Source organism: Micromonospora sp. CCTCC AA 2012012 (assembly GCF_040499845.1).
Lineage (GTDB): Bacteria > Actinomycetota > Actinomycetes > Mycobacteriales > Micromonosporaceae > Micromonospora > Micromonospora mangrovi.
The window spans coordinates 3229917-3248313 of sequence record NZ_CP159342.1; the positions used below are offsets into that span (position 1 = coordinate 3229917).

Here is an 18397-nt window from a genome sequence, read left to right on the forward strand (position 1 = left end):
CGGGCGCGGCTCCGGGAGTGATGCTAGGAGCGGCGCAGGAGCTTTGTCGGGGTTTCACGTTTCTCGTCCCGTTCAGCACCTCTCGTGCCGCGATCTTCCCAACGGCGACGACCGGCACCCGGTTACGCGGAGGCACGAGTGGACCACCGGCTGAGACATTGACATCGGTCGTGCTCGGCGGAAGGCTCGCCGGTACTGGTCCTTCCACCGAAGGGGCGCGATGAGGCGCACACGGCTGGCGGTCGCCGGCGTGGTCACTCTGGTCGGCGCACTGGCGCTGACCGCACCGGCGAGCGCGCGACCACCGTCCCACCCGGACGGTCGCGACGACCTGGAGGTGTACGTCGGCACGGTGAACGCCGAGCAGCTGGCGAAACTCCGGGCGGCCGGCGTGGACCTCGGCCACGACGAGGTACGCACCGACTCGACCGGCACCACCGTGGAGACGGTGCTCAGTCGGCGGGAGGCGCGTCGCCTCGCCGGGCAGGGCGTCCGGCTCGACGTGAAGAAGGTGCACGGCAAGGACGCCTCGCAAGCGTTGCGGGAGCAGGCCGCCGCCGGCTGGAAGGCGTTCCGCCCGTACGGCGAACCCGGCGGCATCCGGGACGAGCTGACCGCCACCGCCGCCCGGTTCCCGGCGCTGACCAAGGTGGAGACGATCGGCCGGACGGTGCAGGGCCAGCCGATCCTCGCCGTCAAGGTGACGCGGAACGCGAGGTCACTGCCGGACGGGAAACGCCCCGCGGTGCTGTACGCCGGCACCCAGCACGCCCGGGAGTGGATCACCCCGGAGATGACCCGCCGGCTGCTGCACCACGTGCTGGACAACTACGGCACCGACGCGGAGATCACCCGGCTGGTGAACACCACCGAGCTGTGGTTCCTGCCGGTGGCCAACCCGGACGGCTACGACCACACCTTCACCCCGGGCAACCGGCTGTGGCGCAAGAACCTGCGGGACAACGACCACGACGGCCAGATCACCGGCGCCGACGGCGTCGACCTGAACCGCAACTTCGCCTACAAGTGGGGCTACGACAACGAGGGCTCCTCACCGGAGCCGAACAGTGACACCTACCGGGGCACCGGCCCCAACTCGGAGCCGGAGACGAAGGCCCTCGACGGGCTCTTCAAGCGGGTCGGCTTCGAGTTCTTCGTCAACTACCACTCGGCGGCCCAGCTGCTGCTCTACGGCGTCGGCTGGCAGGTCAGCACGCCGACGCCGGACGACGTGATCTATCAGGCGATGGCCGGCGACGACGCCCACCCGGCGGTCCCCGGCTACGACCCGGACATCTCCGCCGAGCTGTACACCACCAACGGCGACACCGACGCGCACGCCCAGGTCCGGTACCGCACCCTCGGCTTCACCCCGGAGATGTCCACCTGCCAGACCGCCGCCGCCTCCGATCCGGACGACCAGTGGCGGCCCGAGGACTGCGTCAGCGGCTTCATCTTCCCCGACGACGAGAAGCTCATCTCGGCGGAGGTGGCGAAGAACCTGCCGTTCGCGCTCGCCGTGGCGAAGTCGGCGGCCGACCCGGACGACCCGGTGTCGGTGGTCGGCCGGAGCACGCCGGACTTCCAGGTGGACGCCTTCGACACGTCGTACGGGCGGACCCAGCAGGTCGCCACGATCGCCCGGCGGGCGCTGAAGGACGTCCGGATGCACTACGTGGTCAACGGCGGCCGGCCGAGGACCGTCAAGGTCCGCGAGTGGCGCGGCGGCGAACGGTACGGCGACACGGGCGACGACTACTACGCCGAGCTGCGCGGCACGGTCACCGGCACCAGACCCGGCGACCGGGTCGAGGTGTGGTTCACCGGGGTCAAGCCCCGCAGGGGGCCGGTGGCCAGCGAGCACTTCACCTACCGGGTGCACTCCGACATCGGCGGTGACGTGCTGGTCCTCGCGGTGGAGGACGTGACCGGGCTGAGCCCGGCGCAGGACGCCACCACCGCGAAGTACGCCGACCGGATCGCCGCGTCGGTGGAGGCCGCCGGCCACCACGCCGACGTCTACGACTTCGACGCGATGGGCCGGAAGGCACCGCACCCGTTGGGCGTGCTGTCGCACTACCGGGCGGTGGTCTGGGAGACCGGCGACGACGTCATCCTCCGCTCCCCCGGTCAGGTGGGCGGCACCGCCGCCGAGGCCGCGCTCGACACCGAACTGGCCGTGCGTGACTACCTCAACGAGGGCGGCAAGGTGCTGGTCAGCGGCAAGTACGCGCTCTTCGCCCAGGGCGCCAACGGCGGCTACGTCTACCGGCCGGACGCCCCGCCGGAGTGCACCGACCCGGCCGACGTGGCGTGCCTGCCGCTGCTGAACGACTTCCAGCAGTACTACCTGGGGGCGTACAACTACGTCAGCGACGGCGGCAGCGACCCGGACGGCAACCCGTACCCGGTGCGGGGGTCGGACGGCGTCTTCGCCGGGTTCGACGGCCGGCTCAACGCGGCGGGGTCTGCGGGCAACCAGGAACACACGGCGTCCTTCCTCACCACGTCGAGCTTCCTGCCGCCGGCCCAGTTCCCCCAGTTCGCCAGCTCGGCCGCCGTGGACTGGGCCCGGCCGGGGGCGGCGCCGTTCGACCCGCGCACCGGCGACTGGTACCTGTACAGCGGGCGGGCGGACGAGTCGTACAAGCGGCTCACCCGGACCGTCGACCTGACCTCGGCCGGCGCCGCGCAGCTGCGCTTCTTCGCCTCGTACGACGTGGAGCAGAACTGGGACTTCCTCTTCGTCGAGGCGCACGAGGTGGGCAGCGACACCTGGACCACGCTGCCGGACGCGAACGGGCACACCGGCACGGCGACCGGGGAGAGCTGCCAGTCCGGCTGGGCGCAGCTGCACCCCTTCCTGGCCCACTACCAGGGCGCGGGCTGCTCCTCGACGGGCAGCACCGGTAGCTGGAACGCGGCCACCGGGGCCTCCAACGGGTGGCAGGAGTTCGCCGTCGACCTGTCGGCGTACGCCGGTAGGAAGGTGGAGGTCTCCATCTCGTACGCCTCGGACTGGGGCACCCAGGGCCTCGGCGTCTTCCTCGACGACGCCCGGGTGCTGGCCGACGGCGCGGTGGTCTCGGAGACCTCGTTCGAGACGGCGGACCTGGGCGGCTGGACGGTCGCCGGCCCGCCGGCCGGTTCCGCGAGCGCACCGAACGACTGGGCGCGCAGCCAGCAGGCGTTCGAGGAGGGCTCGGCCGTGGTCACCGACGACTCGGTCTATCTCGGCTTCGGCCTCGAAGGGTTGACCCCGGCGGCCCGGGACGACCTGGTCGCCCGGTCGCTGGCCCACCTGACCGGCCGTACCGGGTCCTGACGACGGCGCGGGCAGGCGCTCCGGGGAGGCCCGGGGCACCTGCCCGCATCCGGTTCCGGGCTCCGGTCAGCCGGCGACCCCCGACGGCGCGGCGGTCGGAATCAGGGTCGGTCCGTCGATCACCGACGGTCGCGGTCCGGGCGCGACCGCGGGCGACGCGGGATCCGACGGGGCGGACCCGGTCCGCCCGGCGGACGGCTGGTCGGGCGGCGTCCGCCGCATGAACACCGGGGAGAGCCGGGCCTCAGCGAACCGGCGCCGCAGCCAGCCGGAGAGCGGCTTCTCGACGAACCGGTACACCAGCCACGAGATCACCAGCAGCACCGCCACCACCACGAGCAGGGTCGCCCACGGCGGCAGCACCCGGCGGATGTGGTGGATCATCGTCCAGCCGATGAACTCGTGCAGCAGGTAGAGCGGGTAGGTCAACGCCCCCGCGGTGGTGAACCAGCGCCAGGACACCGCGAGCCGGCGGGTGGCCACCGCGGCCATCAGCAGGAAGAACAGGGTCATCACCGCCGCCTCGGCGATGCCGACCTGGACCGGGGAGAAGGCGTTGCGCAGCGGCGCGGTCGGCTTCATCGCGCCGATCTTCTCCAGGCTGACCAGCCAGGCCGCCCCGACCAGCCCCCAGAGGTAGAGGTTGGCGCCGTGCCGGTAGATCAGGTAGAGCGCCATGCCGGCCACGAAGCAGGCGGCGTCCCGGGGCACCAGCAGCGTGCTCAGCAGGGGCGTCGAGTTGCCCACCAGGATGCTGGCGACCAGCCAGCCCGAGGCGAAGAGCAGCACCCGGCGCGGGGTGTAGCCACGGACCAGCACGAAGAGCCCGAAGAGCAGATAGAAGCGCAGCTCGACCGAGAGCGTCCAGTAGACCGGCTCGACCCGCTTCACGCCCAGGAAGTCCTGGAACATGGTCAGGTTGGTCAGCACGTCGCCCGGCGGCAACGGCTTGGCGACCACCGGCCAGAGGGTGACCACGACGGTCGTCGCGATCACCGCGAACCAGTACGCCGGGTAGAGCCGGGTGATCCGGGCGGTGGCGAACTGCGACAGGCTGCGCCCCTCGGCGCTCATGCAGATCACGAAACCGCTGATCAGGAAGAACAGGTAGACGCCCAGCCAGCCGAACTGGGTGACCGTGGCCAGCTCGGGCACGGCGGTGCCGTTCGGTGCGCCCCACGGCTTGCTGAAGATCGTGAAGTGGAAGGCCACGACGAGCAGGGCGGCGACGAGTCGCAGCCCGTCGAGGACGTACAGACGCGGTGACGCGGCCGTGGACGACGCTCTCACATCATCTCCCGGGGGCGGAGGTGCTCGGCCCCGCCGCCGTCGTGCGACCGGAGCTCACAGGTGGTGTCCACCGCGCGCACCGGCTGAGCTGCCGGCGGCGGGTCGGATCTGGCCACGGAAGTTAGCAGGTCAGACGAAAGGGGAGCAAGGTCGCGCATCCTCGGAGCGGCGGGACCCGGGCGGCTGAAGATGATCCGTTCCGGTCGGGCTGCCGGACCCCGGGGGCTGTGGTGAGCTGTAGCCATGCGGAGGTGGCGGTGGGGTCTGGTGCTGCATCCCACCCGGGACGTCGCCGAGGTGGTCGGGACCGTCGTCGACTGGACCAGCCGACACGGCGTCGGCCTGGCCGTGCGCGCCGAGGACCGGGACCGGGTGCCGCCGGAGGTGGCGGCGATGCCGTCCGGGGCGCTCGCCCGCGAGTGTGACGCCCTGATCAGCATCGGCGGCGACGGCACGATGCTGGGCGCGCTCCGGCTGACCGTGGACCACCCGACCCCGGTGCTCGGGGTGCACCTCGGTCAGCTCGGTTTCCTGGTCGAGGTGCAGCCGGCCGACCTGCCGGCCGCCCTGGACCGGCTGGCCGCCGGCACCGTCACGCTGGAGCCGCACAGCTGCCTGACCTGCGAGGTGTGCGGCGACGACGTGACGGCGTTCAACGACATCGTGCTGGGCCGGCACCCGGGCGAGGGCTTCGTGATGGCCACCCTCGTCATCGACGGCCAGCGGTACGGGTACTACCGCTGCGACTCGCTGATCGTCAGCACCCCCACCGGCTCGACCGCGTACAGCTATGCGGCCGGCGGGCCGCTGGTCTCCCCGGCGGCCCAGGCGGTGGTGGTCACCCCGTCGGCGCCGATGGCGGGCATCTCCCGGCCGGTGGTGCTCTCCCCCGACGAGGTGCTCCGGTTGGAGCTGCGGCCGGGCTCCGCCCGCGCCGCCGTCGAGGTCGACGGGCAGGTGATCAAGCACATCGACGACGACGGCGCGATCGAGGTGCGCTACCGGCGCGACGCGGGCCTGGTGGTCCGGCTGGACCCGCGGCGGCACCGCGAGCGCAGCCAGCTCCGGCTCAGCCTGCTGGACCTGCCGCTGCTGCCGGACCAGCTCCGGGAGCTGCTGCCCGGGCCGATGCGGGAGGAGTTCGACCGCCGCGGCGACGGTCGGGCGTGAGGGCGCTCAGACCCGGATGCCCGCCCACGCGTGGTGCCGGCGGACCGTGGAGAGGATGAAGTCGACCACCCGGCGGGAGGTGTCGGGCACCCGGTAGTCGGCGGGACACGGCACCCCCTCGACGTCGACCTGCGCGACGGCCACCCGGACCGCCTCGACCACACCACGCGGGTCGAGGCCGGTCATGATGATGCCGCCGGCGTCGAGCGCCTCGGGACGCTCGATCGACTCGCGCAACGTGACCGCCGGGAAGCCGAGGATCGCCGCCTCCTCGCTGATCGTGCCGCTGTCCGACAGGGTGCACCGGGCGTGCGTCTGCAGGTGTACGTAGTCGAGGAGCCCGAACGGCTCGTGGAAGGCGATCCCCTCCAGCGCGGTGTCGTCGACGGCCAGCCCCTCCAGGGCCTTGCGGGTACGCGGGTGGGTGGAGACCAGCAGCGGCAGCCGCCACTCGTCGCGTACCGCCCGGAGGCAGTCGAGCAGGCGGTGCAGCCGGTCCGGGCGGTCGACGTTCTCCTCCCGGTGGGCGCTGACCACGAAGTATCCGCCGGGGCGCAGTTCGAGCCGGTCCAGCACGGTGGAGCGGGCGATGTCGGCGCGGTGGTGCTCCAGCACCTCCCGCATCGGGGAGCCGGTGTGCAGGATCCGTCGCGGGTGCAGCCCCTCGGCGAGCAGGTTGCGCCGGGCGTGCTCGGTGTAGACCAGGTTGAAGTCGGCGACGTGGTCGACCAGCCGCCGGTTGGTCTCCTCCGGCACGTTCAGGTCGAAGCAGCGGTTGCCCGCCTCCATGTGGTAGACGGGCACCCGCATCCGCCGGGCCATCAGGGCGGCGATGCAGCTGTTGGTGTCGCCGAGCACCAGCAGCGCGTCCGGCCGGTAGGCGGTGATCGCCTCCTCCACCCCGACCAGGACGCCGCCGAGCACCCGGCCCAGCGACGAGGTGTCCACGCCGAGGAACCGATCGGGCTGGCGCAGCCGCAGCTCGGTGAAGAAGACGTCGGAGAGCGACGGGTCCCAGTTCTGCCCGGTGTGCACGAGCACGTGCTCGACCGTACGGTCCAGCCGGTCCATCACCCGGGACAGCCGGATGATCTCCGGACGGGTGCCGACCACCGTCATCACGCGGGTCATGGTGTGTCCCCTCCTCGTGCCCGGCGCGGCCGGCGCACGCGCCCGCGCGGGGAACGGCAGCTCCCCCGGGGAGCAACGAGGCGGCCCCGGGGGAGGTTGCTGGGACGGCGGGTGGGCTCAGGCCTGCCTGAGCACGTCGGAGACGAGCCCCTTCGCCTCCTCCTGGATCCGGGCGAGGTGGTCGGGTCCCTGGAACGACTCGGCGTAGATCTTGTAGACGTCTTCGGTGCCGGAGGGGCGGGCGGCGAACCAGCCGGACTCGGTGGTGACCTTGAGCCCTCCGATCGCCGCGCCGTTGCCGGGCGCGGTGGTGAGCGTGGCGGTGATCGGCTCACCGGCCAGTTCGGTCGCCGTCACCTGCTCCGGCGAGAGCTTGCCGAGCACCGCCTTCTCCTGCCGGGTGGCCGGGGCGTCGATCCGGGCGTACGCGGGCGCGCCGAAGCGTTCGGCCAGCTCGGCCCAGTGCTCGCTGGGCGTCCGCCCGGTGCTGGCGATGATCTCGGAGGCGAGCAGGCAGAGCAGGATGCCGTCCTTGTCGGTGGTCCAGGTGCTGCCGTCGCGGCGCAGGAACGAGGCGCCGGCGCTCTCCTCGCCGCCGAAGCCGACCGCGCCGTCGAGCAGGCCCGGCACGAACCACTTGAAGCCCACCGGCACCTCCAGCAGCGGCCGGCCCAGGTCGGCGGCGACCCGGTCGATCATCGAGGAGGAGACGAGGGTCTTGCCGATCGCCGCCGCCGGGCCCCAGGCGGAACGGGTCCGGAACAGGTGGCCGATCGCGACGGCCAGGTAGTGGTTGGGGTTCATCAGCCCGCCGTCCGGGGTGACGATGCCGTGCCGGTCGGCGTCGGCGTCGTTGCCGGTGGAGACCTGGTAGTCGGCGCGGGCCGCGATCAGCGAGGCCATCGCGTTCGGCGAGGAGCAGTCCATCCGGATCCGGCCGTCACCGTCGAGGGTCATGAACCGCCAGGTCGGGTCAACCGTCGGGTTGATCACGGTCAGGTCGAGCCGGTGCCGCTCGGCGATCTCCCCCCAGTACGCGACGCTCGCCCCGCCGAGCGGGTCGGCGCCGATGCGGACCCCGGCGTCCCGGATCGCGTCGATGTCGAGCACCGACGGCAGGTCGTCGACGTAGTGGGCGAGGAAGTCGTACGTCCCGGTGGTGTCGGCGGCGCGGGCCCGCGCGTACGGGATCCGTCGCACCTCCTTGAGCCCGGCGGCGAGGATCGCGTTCGCGCGGTCCTGGATCCACTTCGTGACGTCACTGTCGGCGGGCCCGCCGTGGGTGGGGTTGTACTTGAAGCCGCCGTCCTCCGGCGGGTTGTGCGACGGAGTGATCACGATGCCGTCGGCGAGCCCGCTGGTCCGGCCCCGGTTGTGGGTGAGGATCGCGTGCGACGCGGACGGGGTCGGGGTGTAGCCGTCCCGGCTGTCGCGCAGCACGGTGACGTCGTTGGCGGCGAGCACCTCCAGCGCGCTCGCCTCCGCCGGCGCGGAGAGCGCGTGGGTGTCCCGGGCCAGGAAGAGCGGCCCGGAGAGCCCCTGCTCGCGGCGGTAGTCGCAGAGCGCCTGGGTGACGGCGAGGATGTGGTCCTCGTTGAAGGCTTTGCGCAGACTCGACCCCCGGTGGCCGGAGGTGCCGAAGGAGACCTGCTGCGCCGGATCCTCCGGATCGGGGTGCTCGGCGTAGTAGGCGGTCACCAGCCAGGGCACGTCGACCAGGTCGGCGGGCTCGGCGGGCTGGCCGGCACGGGGGTGGGCCACTGCGGGAACCTCCTCGGGTTGCGATACGGGGAGTGCGGGCGGGTCAGGGTTCGACGCGCTGACCCTTGCCGATGACGACGATGCCGTTGTCGGAGACGGTGTAGCGCTGCCGGTCCTTCTCCAGGTCGACGCCGATCTCGGCGCCCTCCGGGACGTAGACGTTCTTGTCCAGGATGGCCCGGCGGACCACCGCGTGCCGGCCGATCTCGACGCCCTCCATCAGCACCGCGCCGTCCACGTGCGCCCAGGAGTGCACCTTGACCTTCGGCGAGACGACCGAGTTCTCCACCAGCGAGCCGGAGATCACCGCGCCGGGCGAGACCATCGAGCCGACCGCGCGGCCGACCCGCTCGCCCCACTGGTGGACGAACTTCGCCGGCGGGAAGGGCGGCTGCATGCTGTAGATCGGCCAGTCGAAGTTGTAGAGGTTGAACACCGGGTGGACGTTGATCAGGTCCATGTGGGCGTCGTAGAACGAGTCCAGCGTCCCCACGTCGCGCCAGTAGCCGCGGTCCCGGTCGGTGCTGCCGGGCACCTCGTTGTCCTTGAAGTCGTAGACGTTGGCCTCGCCCCGCTCGACCAGCATGGGGATGATGCTGCCGCCCATGTCGTGCTTGCTGGTCTTGTCCTCCGCGTCGCGCTCGACCGCCTCGCAGAGCGCGCCGGTGCTGAAGACGTAGTTGCCCATCGAGGCGTAGATCTGGTCCGGGGCGTCGGGCAGCCCCACCGCGTCGGTGGGCTTCTCGCGGAACGCCCGGATCCGCTTGCCGTCGTCGCCGACCTCGATGACGCCGAACTGGTCGGCCATCGACAGCGGCTGGCGGATGCCGGCCACGGTCACCCCCGCGCCGGAGGCGATGTGGTCCTCCACCATCTGCCGGGGGTCCATCCGGTAGATGTGGTCCGCGCCGAAGACGATCACGTAGTCGGGCTGCTCGTCGTTGATCAGGTTGAAGCTCTGGTAGATCGCGTCGGCCGAGCCGGCGAACCACCACGGGCCGCGCCGCTGCTGCGCCGGGACCGGGGTGACGTAGTTGCCGAGCATGGTCGACATCCGCCACGTCTTGGTGATGTGCCGGTCCAGCGAGTGGGACTTGTACTGGGTCAGCACGACGATCTTGAGAAAGCCGGCGTTCGCCAGGTTGGAGAGGACGAAGTCGACCATGCGGTACATCCCGCCGAAGGGGACGGCCGGTTTCGCCCGGTCGGTGGTCAGGGGCATCAGGCGCTTGCCCTCCCCGCCGGCCAGGACGATCGCGAGCACCTTGGCAGCCATGACCAGACGCTATCCATCCCGCCGCCACTTCACCACTCGTACGGGCACAGTTCTGCGCCGGGTGCGGGGTGGGTTTCTGCACTAGGGTGCCGGGCATGAGCGATCTCGCCCCGCTGCGCGTCGACCTGCTCACCCGGGAGTACCCGCCGGAGGTGTACGGCGGCGCCGGGGTGCACGTCGAGTACCTGGCCCGCGAGCTGCGTCGGCTGGCCGACGTCCGGGTGCACTGCTTCGGCGCGCCGCGCAGCGAGCCGGGGGTCACCGCGTACGCCGAGCCGGCCGGACTGGCCGGCGCGAACGCCGCGCTGCGCACCATGGGCGTCGACCTGGAGATGGCGGCCGGCTGCGCCGGCACCGACGTGGTGCACAGCCACACCTGGTACGCGAACCTCGCCGGGCACACCGCGAAGCTGCTGCACGGGGTGCCGCACGTGGTGACCGCGCACAGCCTGGAGCCGCTGCGGCCGTGGAAGGCCGAGCAGCTCGGCGGCGGCTACGCGCTCTCCTCCTGGTGCGAACGGACCGCCTACGAGGCCGCCGACGCGATCATCGCGGTCAGCGCGGGGATGAAGCGGGACGTGCTGGCCGCGTACCCGGCGGTCGACCCGGACCGGGTCCGGGTGGTGCACAACGGCATCGACACCGCGCAGTACACCCCGGACACCGGCACCGACGTGCTCGACCGGCTCGGCATCGACCCGGCCCGCCCCAGCGTGGTCTACGTCGGCCGGATCACCCGGCAGAAGGGCCTGCCCTACCTGCTCCGGGCGGCCCGCGAGCTGCCCGCCGACACCCAGCTGGTGCTGCTGGCCGGCGCCCCGGACACGCCGGACATCGCCGCCGAGGTGGAGGGGCTCGTCGCCGAGCTGCGGGCCAACCGGTCCGGGGTGGTCTGGGTGGCCGAGATGCTGCCCAAGCCCGAGGTGATCCAGGTGCTCACGCACGCCACGATCTTCGTCTGCCCGTCCGTCTACGAGCCGATGGGCATCGTCAACCTGGAGGCGATGGCCTGCGAGACGGCGGTGGTGGCGACGGCGACCGGCGGCATCCCCGAGGTGGTCGCCGACGGCGAGACCGGCCTGCTGGTGCCGATCGCGCAGGCGACCGACGGCAGCGGCCGGCCGCTGGACCCGGAGCGCTTCGTGGCGGACCTGGCGGCGGCGGTCAACGAGCTGCTGGCCGACCCGAAGCGGACCGAGGAGTTCGGGCTGGCCGGCCGGCGCCGCGCCGTCGAGCACTTCTCCTGGGACGCCATCGCGACCCGCACCATGGAGCTCTACCGCTCGTTGGTGCGGTGAGCACGCCCGGTTGACGAAGATCGTCTGATGATGGCGGCACTTCGGTCGGGCGTGTCGTGACCGTGGAGTGCAGACGATCATGAGGGGACTGCCCAGCCGGCCCGGCGGTACGGTGGGCGGGTGGTGGATGCGATCTTCGGTGATCCGCGGCTGGCGCGGGTCTACGACGCGTTCGACGGGGAGCGCGACGACCTGGGCGCCTACCTGGCGATCGCCGGCGAACTGTCCGCGCGGAGAGTGCTCGACGTCGGGTGCGGCACCGGCGAGCTGGCGATCCTGTTCGCCCGGCACGGGCACCGGGTGGTCGGCGTCGACCCGGCCGCCGCCTCCCTCGACGTGGCCCGGGCCAAGGAGCAGCCGGACGGGATCCGCTGGCTGCACGGCGACGCCACCACGCTGCCGGCGCTCGACGTCGACCTGGCGACGATGACCGGCAACGTGGCGCAGGTCTTCCTCACCGACGACGGCTGGGCGCGGACCCTCCGCGGCGTCCACGCCGCCCTCCGGCCGCACGGCCACCTCGTCTTCGAGACCCGACGCCCCGAGCGTCGCGCCTGGCAGGAGTGGGCGACGGAGAGCGGCCCGACCATCCGGCAGGTGCCGGGCGTCGGAGCGGTGGAACGACACCTGACGGTCACCGACGTCAGCCTGCCCCTCGTCTCGTTCCGCTACACGTTCCGGTTCCCGGCTGACGGGACGGTCCTCACGTCGGACTCGACGCTGCGGTTCCGCGAGCGGGACGAGGTCGAATCCGGCCTCACCGCCGCCGGCTACCGGGTCCTCGACGTACGCCAAGCGCCGGACCGCCCCGGCCGGGAGTTCGTCTTCGTCGCGCAGCGGGCGGGCTGACCCGGCCGGTGGCCCGGATCAAGTTCGTCACCGCCTCGGCCGAGCGCGAGGCGATCTCGCACAGTAGGTTGGCGGTGTGAGCGGACGGTTCCCGATCGAAGACGTCTCCCCCGTGGTCGCCTGCGGTCGCTACCCCGCCAAGGCGGTGGTGGGCGAGGTCGTGCCGGTCTCCGCGCGGGCCTACCGCGAGGGGCACGACGCGCTCGGCTGCAACGTGGTCTGGCTCGGCCCGGACGGCGTGGCCCGTCCGTTCACCCGGATGCGGCCCGGCGAGCCCGGGCAGGACCGCTGGCACGCCACCATCACGCCGGACGCCGTCGGCGACTGGGTGTTCACCGTCGAGGCCTTCCAGGATCCCTATCTGACCTGGCAGAACGCGGTGACCAAGAAGATCGCCGCCGGCCAGGGCCCGGCGGAGCTGGCCAACGACCTGGCCGAGGGCGCCCGGGTGCTGGACGCGGCGCTCGAGCTGGTCCCGGCCGGCGACCGCATCCGGGTGCGGGCGGCGGCGAAGGCGCTGCGCAACACCAAGCTGCCGCTGCCGCGCCGGGTCGCCCCGGCCCTCGACCTGGCCGTCCTGCTCTGGGACCACCCGGTGCGGGAGCTGGTCACCACCGGCGAGGCGCACCGGCTCTGGGTGGACCGCCCCCGGGCGCTCTTCTCCGCCTGGTACGAGTTCTTCCCCCGCTCCGAGGGCGCGGTCCCGGCCACCGCCGACGCCCCCGCCCGCTCCGGCACCTTCCGCACCGCCGTCGACCGCCTCCCGGGCGTCGCGGCGATGGGCTTCGACGTGCTCTACCTGCCGCCGATCCACCCGATCGGGCGGGTCAACCGCAAGGGCCGCAACAACTCGCTCACCGCCGGGCCCGACGACGTGGGCTCGCCGTGGGCGATCGGCGCCGCCGAGGGCGGCCACGACGCCATCCACCCCGACCTGGGTACGCCGGAGGACTTCCGGGCCTTCGTCGCCGCCGCGCAGGCGCAGGGCCTCGAGGTGGCGCTGGACCTGGCGTTGCAGTGCGCCCCCGACCACCCGTGGGTGACCGCGCACCCGGAGTGGTTCACCACCCGCGCCGACGGCAGCATCGCGTACGCGGAGAACCCGCCGAAGAAATATCAGGACATCTATCCGCTGAACTTCGACAACGACCCGGCGGGCATCCGCGCCGAGGTGCTGCGGGTGGTGCTGCACTGGGTCGGCGAGGGCATCCGGATCTTCCGGGTGGACAACCCGCACACCAAGCCGTTCGACTTCTGGCACTGGCTGATCGCCGAGGTCAAGAAGGTCGACCCGGATGTGCTCTTCCTCGCCGAGGCGTTCACCCGGCCGGCGATCATGCACGGGCTGGGCAAGATCGGCTTCACCCAGTCGTACACCTATTTCACCTGGCGCACGACGGCCGCCGAGATACGGGAGTACTGCGAGGAGCTGGTCGCCTCGGTCGACTGGATGCGGCCCAACTTCTGGCCCAACACGCCGGACATCCTGCACGAGTCGCTCCAGCACGGCGGCCCGCCGATGTTCAAGATCCGGGCGGTGCTGGCCGCGCTGCTCTCCCCCTCCTGGGGCATGTACGCCGGCTACGAACTCTTCGAGCACGTGGCCCGCCCCGGCGCCGAGGAATACCTCGACAACGAGAAGTACGAGCTGCGCCCCCGGGACTGGGCCGGTGCGCAGGCCCACGGCCGCTCCCTCGCCCCCTTCATCACCACCCTGAACCGGGTCCGGCGGGACAACCCGGCCCTGCACCGGCTGCGCAACCTGGTCTTCCACGACATCGACAACCCGGCGCTGCTCTGCTGGTCCAAGTACGACCCGGCCAGCGGCAACACGGTCATCGTGATCTGCTCGTTCGACCCGCAGACCGTGCAGTGGGGCAACACCACCCTGGACATGCCGGCGCTCGGCTTCGACTGGCACGACCGTTTCACCGTCCACGACGAGCTGACCGGGACCAGCTACGACTGGGGCCAGCGCAACGCGGTCCGGCTCGACCCGTACCTGCAACCCGCGCACGTGTTCACGGTGCGCCGGCCGGGTGTCCCGCACGCTCCCGAGCCCGCCGCCGGGCCCGACCTGACCGTCACAGACGTACCCGCCGACCTCTCCGGCGGCACCGCCCCGACCGCACCGGCCGCGAAGGACGACGCCCGATGGACCAGCTGATCGCCGGCGAGACGCACGACCCGCACGGGGTGCTCGGCGCGCACCCGGCCGACGGGCGCACCACGCTGCGCACCCTGCGCCGGGGCGCCGGCGACGTGGCCGCCGTGGTCGACGGCGAACGGCACCCGATGAAGCGGGTGCACGACGTGGGCGTCTTCGAGGCGACCGTGCCGGGTGAGGTGCTCGACTACCGGGTCGAGGTGGACGGGACGACGCACGACGACCCGTACCGCTACCCGCCCACCCTCGGCGACCTGGACCTGCACCTGATCGGCGAGGGGCGGCACGAGCGGCTCTGGGAGGCGCTCGGCGCGCGGGTCTTCGACGAGGGGGTCGCCTTCACCGTCTGGGCGCCCAACGCGCGCGGCGTCCGGGTGGTCGGCGACTTCACCGGCTGGGGCCCGGACGACGGCTGGCCGATGCGCTGCCTCGGGTCCAGCGGCGTCTGGGAGATCTTCGTCCCGGGCGCGCACGCCGGGGCCCGCTACAAGTACCGCATCCTCGGGGCCGACGGGCGGTGGCGGGACAAGGCCGACCCCATGGCGGCGTACGCGGAGGTGCCGCCGGCCACCGCCTCGGTGGTGCACCACTCGACGTACGAGTGGCAGGACGCGGCCTGGCTCCAGCAGCGGGCGAGGCGCCAGCCGCACCAGGAGCCGATGAGCGTCTACGAGGTGCACCTCGGCTCGTGGCGGCCCGGCCTGAGCTATCGGGATCTGGCCGAGCAGCTCACCGAATACGTGACCGGACTGGGCTTCACGCACGTGGAGTTGCTGCCCGTCATGGAGCACCCGTTCGGCGGCTCCTGGGGCTACCAGGTCACCGGCTACTACTCCCCCACCTCCCGCTTCGGCGACCCGGACGACTTCCGCCACCTGGTGGACACCCTGCACCGGGCCGGGATCGGCGTCATCCTGGACTGGGTGCCCGCGCACTTCCCCAAGGACGAGTGGGCGCTGGCCCGCTTCGACGGCACCCCGCTCTACGAGCACCCCGACCCGCGCCGCGGCGAGCACCCCGACTGGGGCACGTACGTCTTCGACTTCGGTCGCCGCGAGGTGCGCAACTTCCTCGTCGCGAACGCCCTCTACTGGCTGGAGGAGTTCCACGTCGACGGGCTGCGGGTCGACGCGGTCGCCTCGATGCTCTATCTGGACTACTCCCGCCAGGAGGGGCAGTGGCTGCCCAACGTGCACGGCGGCCGGGAGAACCTGGAGGCCATCGCCCTGCTCCAGGAGGTCAACGCGACGGCCTACCGACACCACCCCGGGGTGACGATGATCGCCGAGGAGTCCACCGCGTGGCCCGGCGTCACCCGCCCCACCGCCGACGGCGGGCTGGGCTTCGGGTTCAAGTGGAACATGGGCTGGATGCACGACACCCTGCTCTACGCCTCGAAGGACCCGATCTACCGGCAGCACCACCACCATCAGCTCACCTTCTCCCTGGCGTACGCCTGGAGCGAGAACTACGTGCTGCCGATCAGCCACGACGAGGTGGTGCACGGCAAGGGCTCGCTGGCCGGGAAGATGCCCGGCGACACCTGGCAGCGGCTGGCGAACGTCCGCGCGCTGCTGGCGTACATGTGGGCGCACCCGGGCAAGCAGCTGCTCTTCATGGGCTGCGAGCTGGCCGACGACCGGGAGTGGAGCGAGGAACGCGGCCTCGACTGGTACCTGCTGCACGACCCGGCCCGGGCCGGGGTGCAGCGCCTGGTCGGTGACCTCAACGCCGTCTACCGGCAGACCCCGGCGCTCTGGGCGCAGGACACCGAGCCGGCCGGGTTCCGCTGGATCGCCGGGGACGACGTCGCCAACAACGCCGCGTCGTTCGTCCGGATCGCCCCGGACGGGGCGACGCTGGTCTGCGTGGCGAACTTCTCCGCCCAGCCGCTGGAGGACTACCGGGTCGGGCTGCCGGCCGGCGGCACCTGGACCGAGGTGATCAACACCGACGCGCAGCACTACGGCGGTTCGGGGGTGGGGAACCTGGGCGCGGTGCACGCTCAGGACGTGCCGTGGCACGGCCTGGTGGCGTCCGCGCCGCTGCGGGTTCCACCGCTCGGCGTCCTCTGGCTCCGCCGCGACTGAGGCGGAACCGAACCGAAAGGATCTTGTGGCGCCACCTTCCCGTCGATAATCTCCTCGCCCTACGGGGGAGGAAGAACGTGCGGACCTCACTGCGGGCGCTGCTGTCCGTCGCACTGCTCGTCGGTTTCTACGTCCTCACGGGCGGGCTGGTCGTGGCGCTCGGCGCACTCGGGTTCGGCTGGGGAAGCGCCCTGGACATCTTCGGCGGCGTCGCCGTGCGCGGGTTGCTCTTCGGCTCGGCGTTCGCGCTGCTCTTCACCCTGGTGTACGTCCTGGGTCGGGTGCTGCTGGTCCGCCCGCCCCTGCCGCCGGGGGTCCGGCTCACCCCGGAACGGGCACCGGAGCTGTGGCGGATCGTGCGGGACCTCGCCACGCAGGTCGACACCCGCGCCCCCGACGAGATCCGGCTGGTCGGCGAGGCCGACGTCACCGTGACCGACGACGCCCGACTCTTCGGGCTGATCCCCGGCCGGCGCACGGTGACCGTCGGACTGCCGTTGCTGCTGGCGTACACCGTGGATCAGCTGCGGGCGGTCCTCGCCCACGAGTCGGGCCACTTCTCCCGCCGGCACGGCGCCACCGTCCGGCTGGCCCACCACGGCCGGATGCTGGTGGTGGAGACAGCCCGGCACACCACCGTCGCCGTCCTGCGCGGATTCCTCACCGGGTACGCCCGGCTCCACGTCGCCGTCGAGCAGGCCGTCAGCCGGCAGCTGGAGTACGACGCCGACCGGTACGCCGTCGCCGCCGCCGGCCGGTCCGCGATGGTCGACGCGCTGCGCGAGCTGCGGGTGGTGGCCACCGGCTGGGCCGAGTACCGGGAACACCGGATCACCCCGGCGTACGACGGTGGACATCTGCCGGAGGACCTGTTCGGCGGGTTCGCGAGGTACCTGGCCGCGTACCGCGAGGAGGTGCGGCTGCGCAGCGTGGAGGTGGCCCCGGCCGAGCCGGCCTGGTGGGAGTCCCACCCGCCGATCGGCGAGCGGATCGCCGCCCTGCGCTTCGTACGCGACGTGCCGGTCGTCGCCGACCCCCGTCCCGCCACCGCCCTGCTCCCCGACCTCGACGCGACGGGCCGGGAGCTCCAGCGGGTCCTCTTCGACCACGCCGGGATCCAGCTGCTGCCGTGGGAGGAACTCGCTCCGCTGCTCGCCGACCGGACCGCCCGGGACCTGGCCCACCCGCTCTATCAGGCGGCGGCCCGACTGACCGGCCGGGCCGACGCCGACCTGGGTCTGCTGCTCGACCTCTTCGCCGCCGACCGCTACGCCGAGCTGGCCGAGGCGCTCGCCCCGGACGCCGAGGACGAGGACGCCCTGAGCGCGCTGACCGTGGCCTTCGAGCGCGCCGTCGAGGTGGCGGCGGTCGACTCGGCGGCGGCGCGCTGGCAGGACTCCGGGGCCGCCACCCCCGAGCTGCTCACCACCGACGGGACGCCCCTGCCCCTGGCCGAGCTGGTCGACCTGGCCGCCGACCCGGAGACCGTGCCGGCCGCCCGGGACCTCCTCACCGGGCTGGGCATCCGTACCTCGGCCACCCGCCCCGTACCGGCCCTGCCCCACTGACCGACCCCCGTCCCCGCGCTCCGGACACCGCCACCTCGCCGGCCCTGCCGGCGCCGCCACCTCGCCGGCCCTGCCGGCGCCGCAATGTCGCCGGCATGGCGGCATCGCTGCCCGCTGGGCGCCGCCCCGCCGCCGAACCGGTGTCCATCGACCGGCCGACGGGCTTCGCCATACACGGAGAGTGACCGAGGCGGGCGCATTGATGCACGCAACGTCGACATGTCGGTGGCCTGGGCGTTCCGGGTGAACGGAGCCGGGTGCCGCCCCGTACCGCTTCCCGGATGCCGGACACCCGTGACGGACGAGGCGGAGGAGCTTCGATGGCGTGGAGCAGGGGCACAACCAGCAGGCGCGGGTCGGTGGGCTCGTCCCGGAACCGGAAGATCGCGGGCGGAGTCGCGCTCGCGGTGACCGCAGGTACGGCCTTCGCGGTGGCGACCGGGACGGGCCAGGCGGCGGAGAACTGTCAGGG

General features: G+C 72.5%; 11 protein-coding genes. 7 read left to right on the forward strand and 4 right to left on the reverse strand.

Features of this window, described 5'->3' with window-relative positions; all coding sequences use genetic code 11:
- The first annotated feature begins 220 nt into the window (after nt 1-220).
- A complete protein-coding gene (locus ABUL08_RS14025; RefSeq protein ID WP_350938187.1) occupies nt 221-3325 on the forward strand; it encodes a M14 family metallopeptidase in 3105 nt (1034 codons plus the stop codon).
- Between the two features lie 66 nt (nt 3326-3391).
- Here ABUL08_RS14025 and ABUL08_RS14030 read toward each other — a convergent pair whose 3' ends face one another.
- Complete coding sequence (locus tag ABUL08_RS14030) at nt 3392-4615, reverse strand: acyltransferase family protein (RefSeq protein ID WP_350938189.1); 1224 nt, start codon at nt 4613-4615, stop codon at nt 3392-3394.
- A 243-nt stretch (nt 4616-4858) separates the two neighbouring features.
- Here ABUL08_RS14030 and ABUL08_RS14035 point away from each other — a divergent pair, with 243 nt between their 5' ends.
- Complete coding sequence (locus ABUL08_RS14035) at nt 4859-5785, forward strand: NAD(+)/NADH kinase (protein ID WP_350938191.1); 927 nt, start codon at nt 4859-4861, stop codon at nt 5783-5785.
- A gap of 6 nt (nt 5786-5791) precedes the next feature.
- On the opposite strand, the gene wecB is transcribed toward ABUL08_RS14035, so the two are convergent.
- The 3 genes from wecB to glgC all read right to left on the reverse strand — a co-directional run bounded on the left by wecB (nt 5792) and on the right by glgC (nt 9953).
- Entirely contained in the window at nt 5792-6916 is a 1125-nt protein-coding gene (wecB, locus tag ABUL08_RS14040) for a non-hydrolyzing UDP-N-acetylglucosamine 2-epimerase (RefSeq protein WP_350938193.1), read from the reverse strand.
- 117 nt (nt 6917-7033) lie between these two features.
- The gene (gene pgm, locus ABUL08_RS14045) at nt 7034-8677 is read right to left on the reverse strand and encodes a phosphoglucomutase (alpha-D-glucose-1,6-bisphosphate-dependent) (protein ID WP_350938195.1); all 1644 of its coding nucleotides are present in this window, start codon (nt 8675-8677) and stop codon (nt 7034-7036) included.
- A gap of 43 nt (nt 8678-8720) precedes the next feature.
- Entirely contained in the window at nt 8721-9953 is a 1233-nt protein-coding gene (gene glgC, locus ABUL08_RS14050; RefSeq protein WP_350938197.1) for a glucose-1-phosphate adenylyltransferase, read from the reverse strand.
- A 95-nt stretch (nt 9954-10048) separates the two neighbouring features.
- Between glgC and glgA the strand changes: the two genes are divergently transcribed.
- The 5 genes from glgA to ABUL08_RS14075 all read left to right on the forward strand — a co-directional run bounded on the left by glgA (nt 10049) and on the right by ABUL08_RS14075 (nt 17925).
- Nucleotides 10049-11251 carry a glycogen synthase gene (gene glgA, locus ABUL08_RS14055; protein ID WP_350938199.1) on the forward strand — a complete coding sequence of 401 codons (1203 nt, stop codon included), beginning with the start codon at nt 10049-10051 and terminating at the stop codon, nt 11249-11251.
- 120 nt (nt 11252-11371) lie between these two features.
- Nucleotides 11372-12100, forward strand: a complete 729-nt coding sequence (locus ABUL08_RS14060; RefSeq protein WP_350938201.1) for a class I SAM-dependent methyltransferase — start codon at nt 11372-11374, stop codon at nt 12098-12100.
- Between the two features lie 76 nt (nt 12101-12176).
- Nucleotides 12177-14267 carry an alpha-1,4-glucan--maltose-1-phosphate maltosyltransferase gene (locus ABUL08_RS14065; RefSeq protein WP_350938203.1) on the forward strand — a complete coding sequence of 697 codons (2091 nt, stop codon included), beginning with the start codon at nt 12177-12179 and terminating at the stop codon, nt 14265-14267.
- Entirely contained in the window at nt 14255-16357 is a 2103-nt protein-coding gene (glgB, locus tag ABUL08_RS14070) for a 1,4-alpha-glucan branching protein GlgB (protein ID WP_350938205.1), read from the forward strand. The genes ABUL08_RS14065 and glgB overlap by 13 nt, the downstream gene beginning before the upstream one ends.
- A 77-nt stretch (nt 16358-16434) precedes the next feature.
- A complete protein-coding gene (locus tag ABUL08_RS14075) occupies nt 16435-17925 on the forward strand; it encodes a M48 family metallopeptidase (protein ID WP_350938207.1) in 1491 nt (496 codons plus the stop codon).
- Nucleotides 17926-18397 lie beyond the last annotated feature (472 nt).

Excerpts from the sequence above, each read along its gene's own strand:
- glgB (WP_350938205.1), top strand. The coding sequence starts at position 14,255 with ATGGACCAGCTGATCGCCGGCGAGACGCACGACCCGCACGGGGTGCTC.
- wecB (WP_350938193.1), bottom strand. The coding sequence starts at position 6,916 with ATGACCCGCGTGATGACGGTGGTCGGCACCCGTCCGGAGATCATCCGG.
- glgA (WP_350938199.1), top strand. The coding sequence starts at position 10,049 with ATGAGCGATCTCGCCCCGCTGCGCGTCGACCTGCTCACCCGGGAGTAC.
- ABUL08_RS14035 (WP_350938191.1), top strand. The coding sequence starts at position 4,859 with ATGCGGAGGTGGCGGTGGGGTCTGGTGCTGCATCCCACCCGGGACGTC.
- ABUL08_RS14025 (WP_350938187.1), top strand. The coding sequence starts at position 221 with ATGAGGCGCACACGGCTGGCGGTCGCCGGCGTGGTCACTCTGGTCGGC.
- glgC (WP_350938197.1), bottom strand. The coding sequence starts at position 9,953 with ATGGCTGCCAAGGTGCTCGCGATCGTCCTGGCCGGCGGGGAGGGCAAG.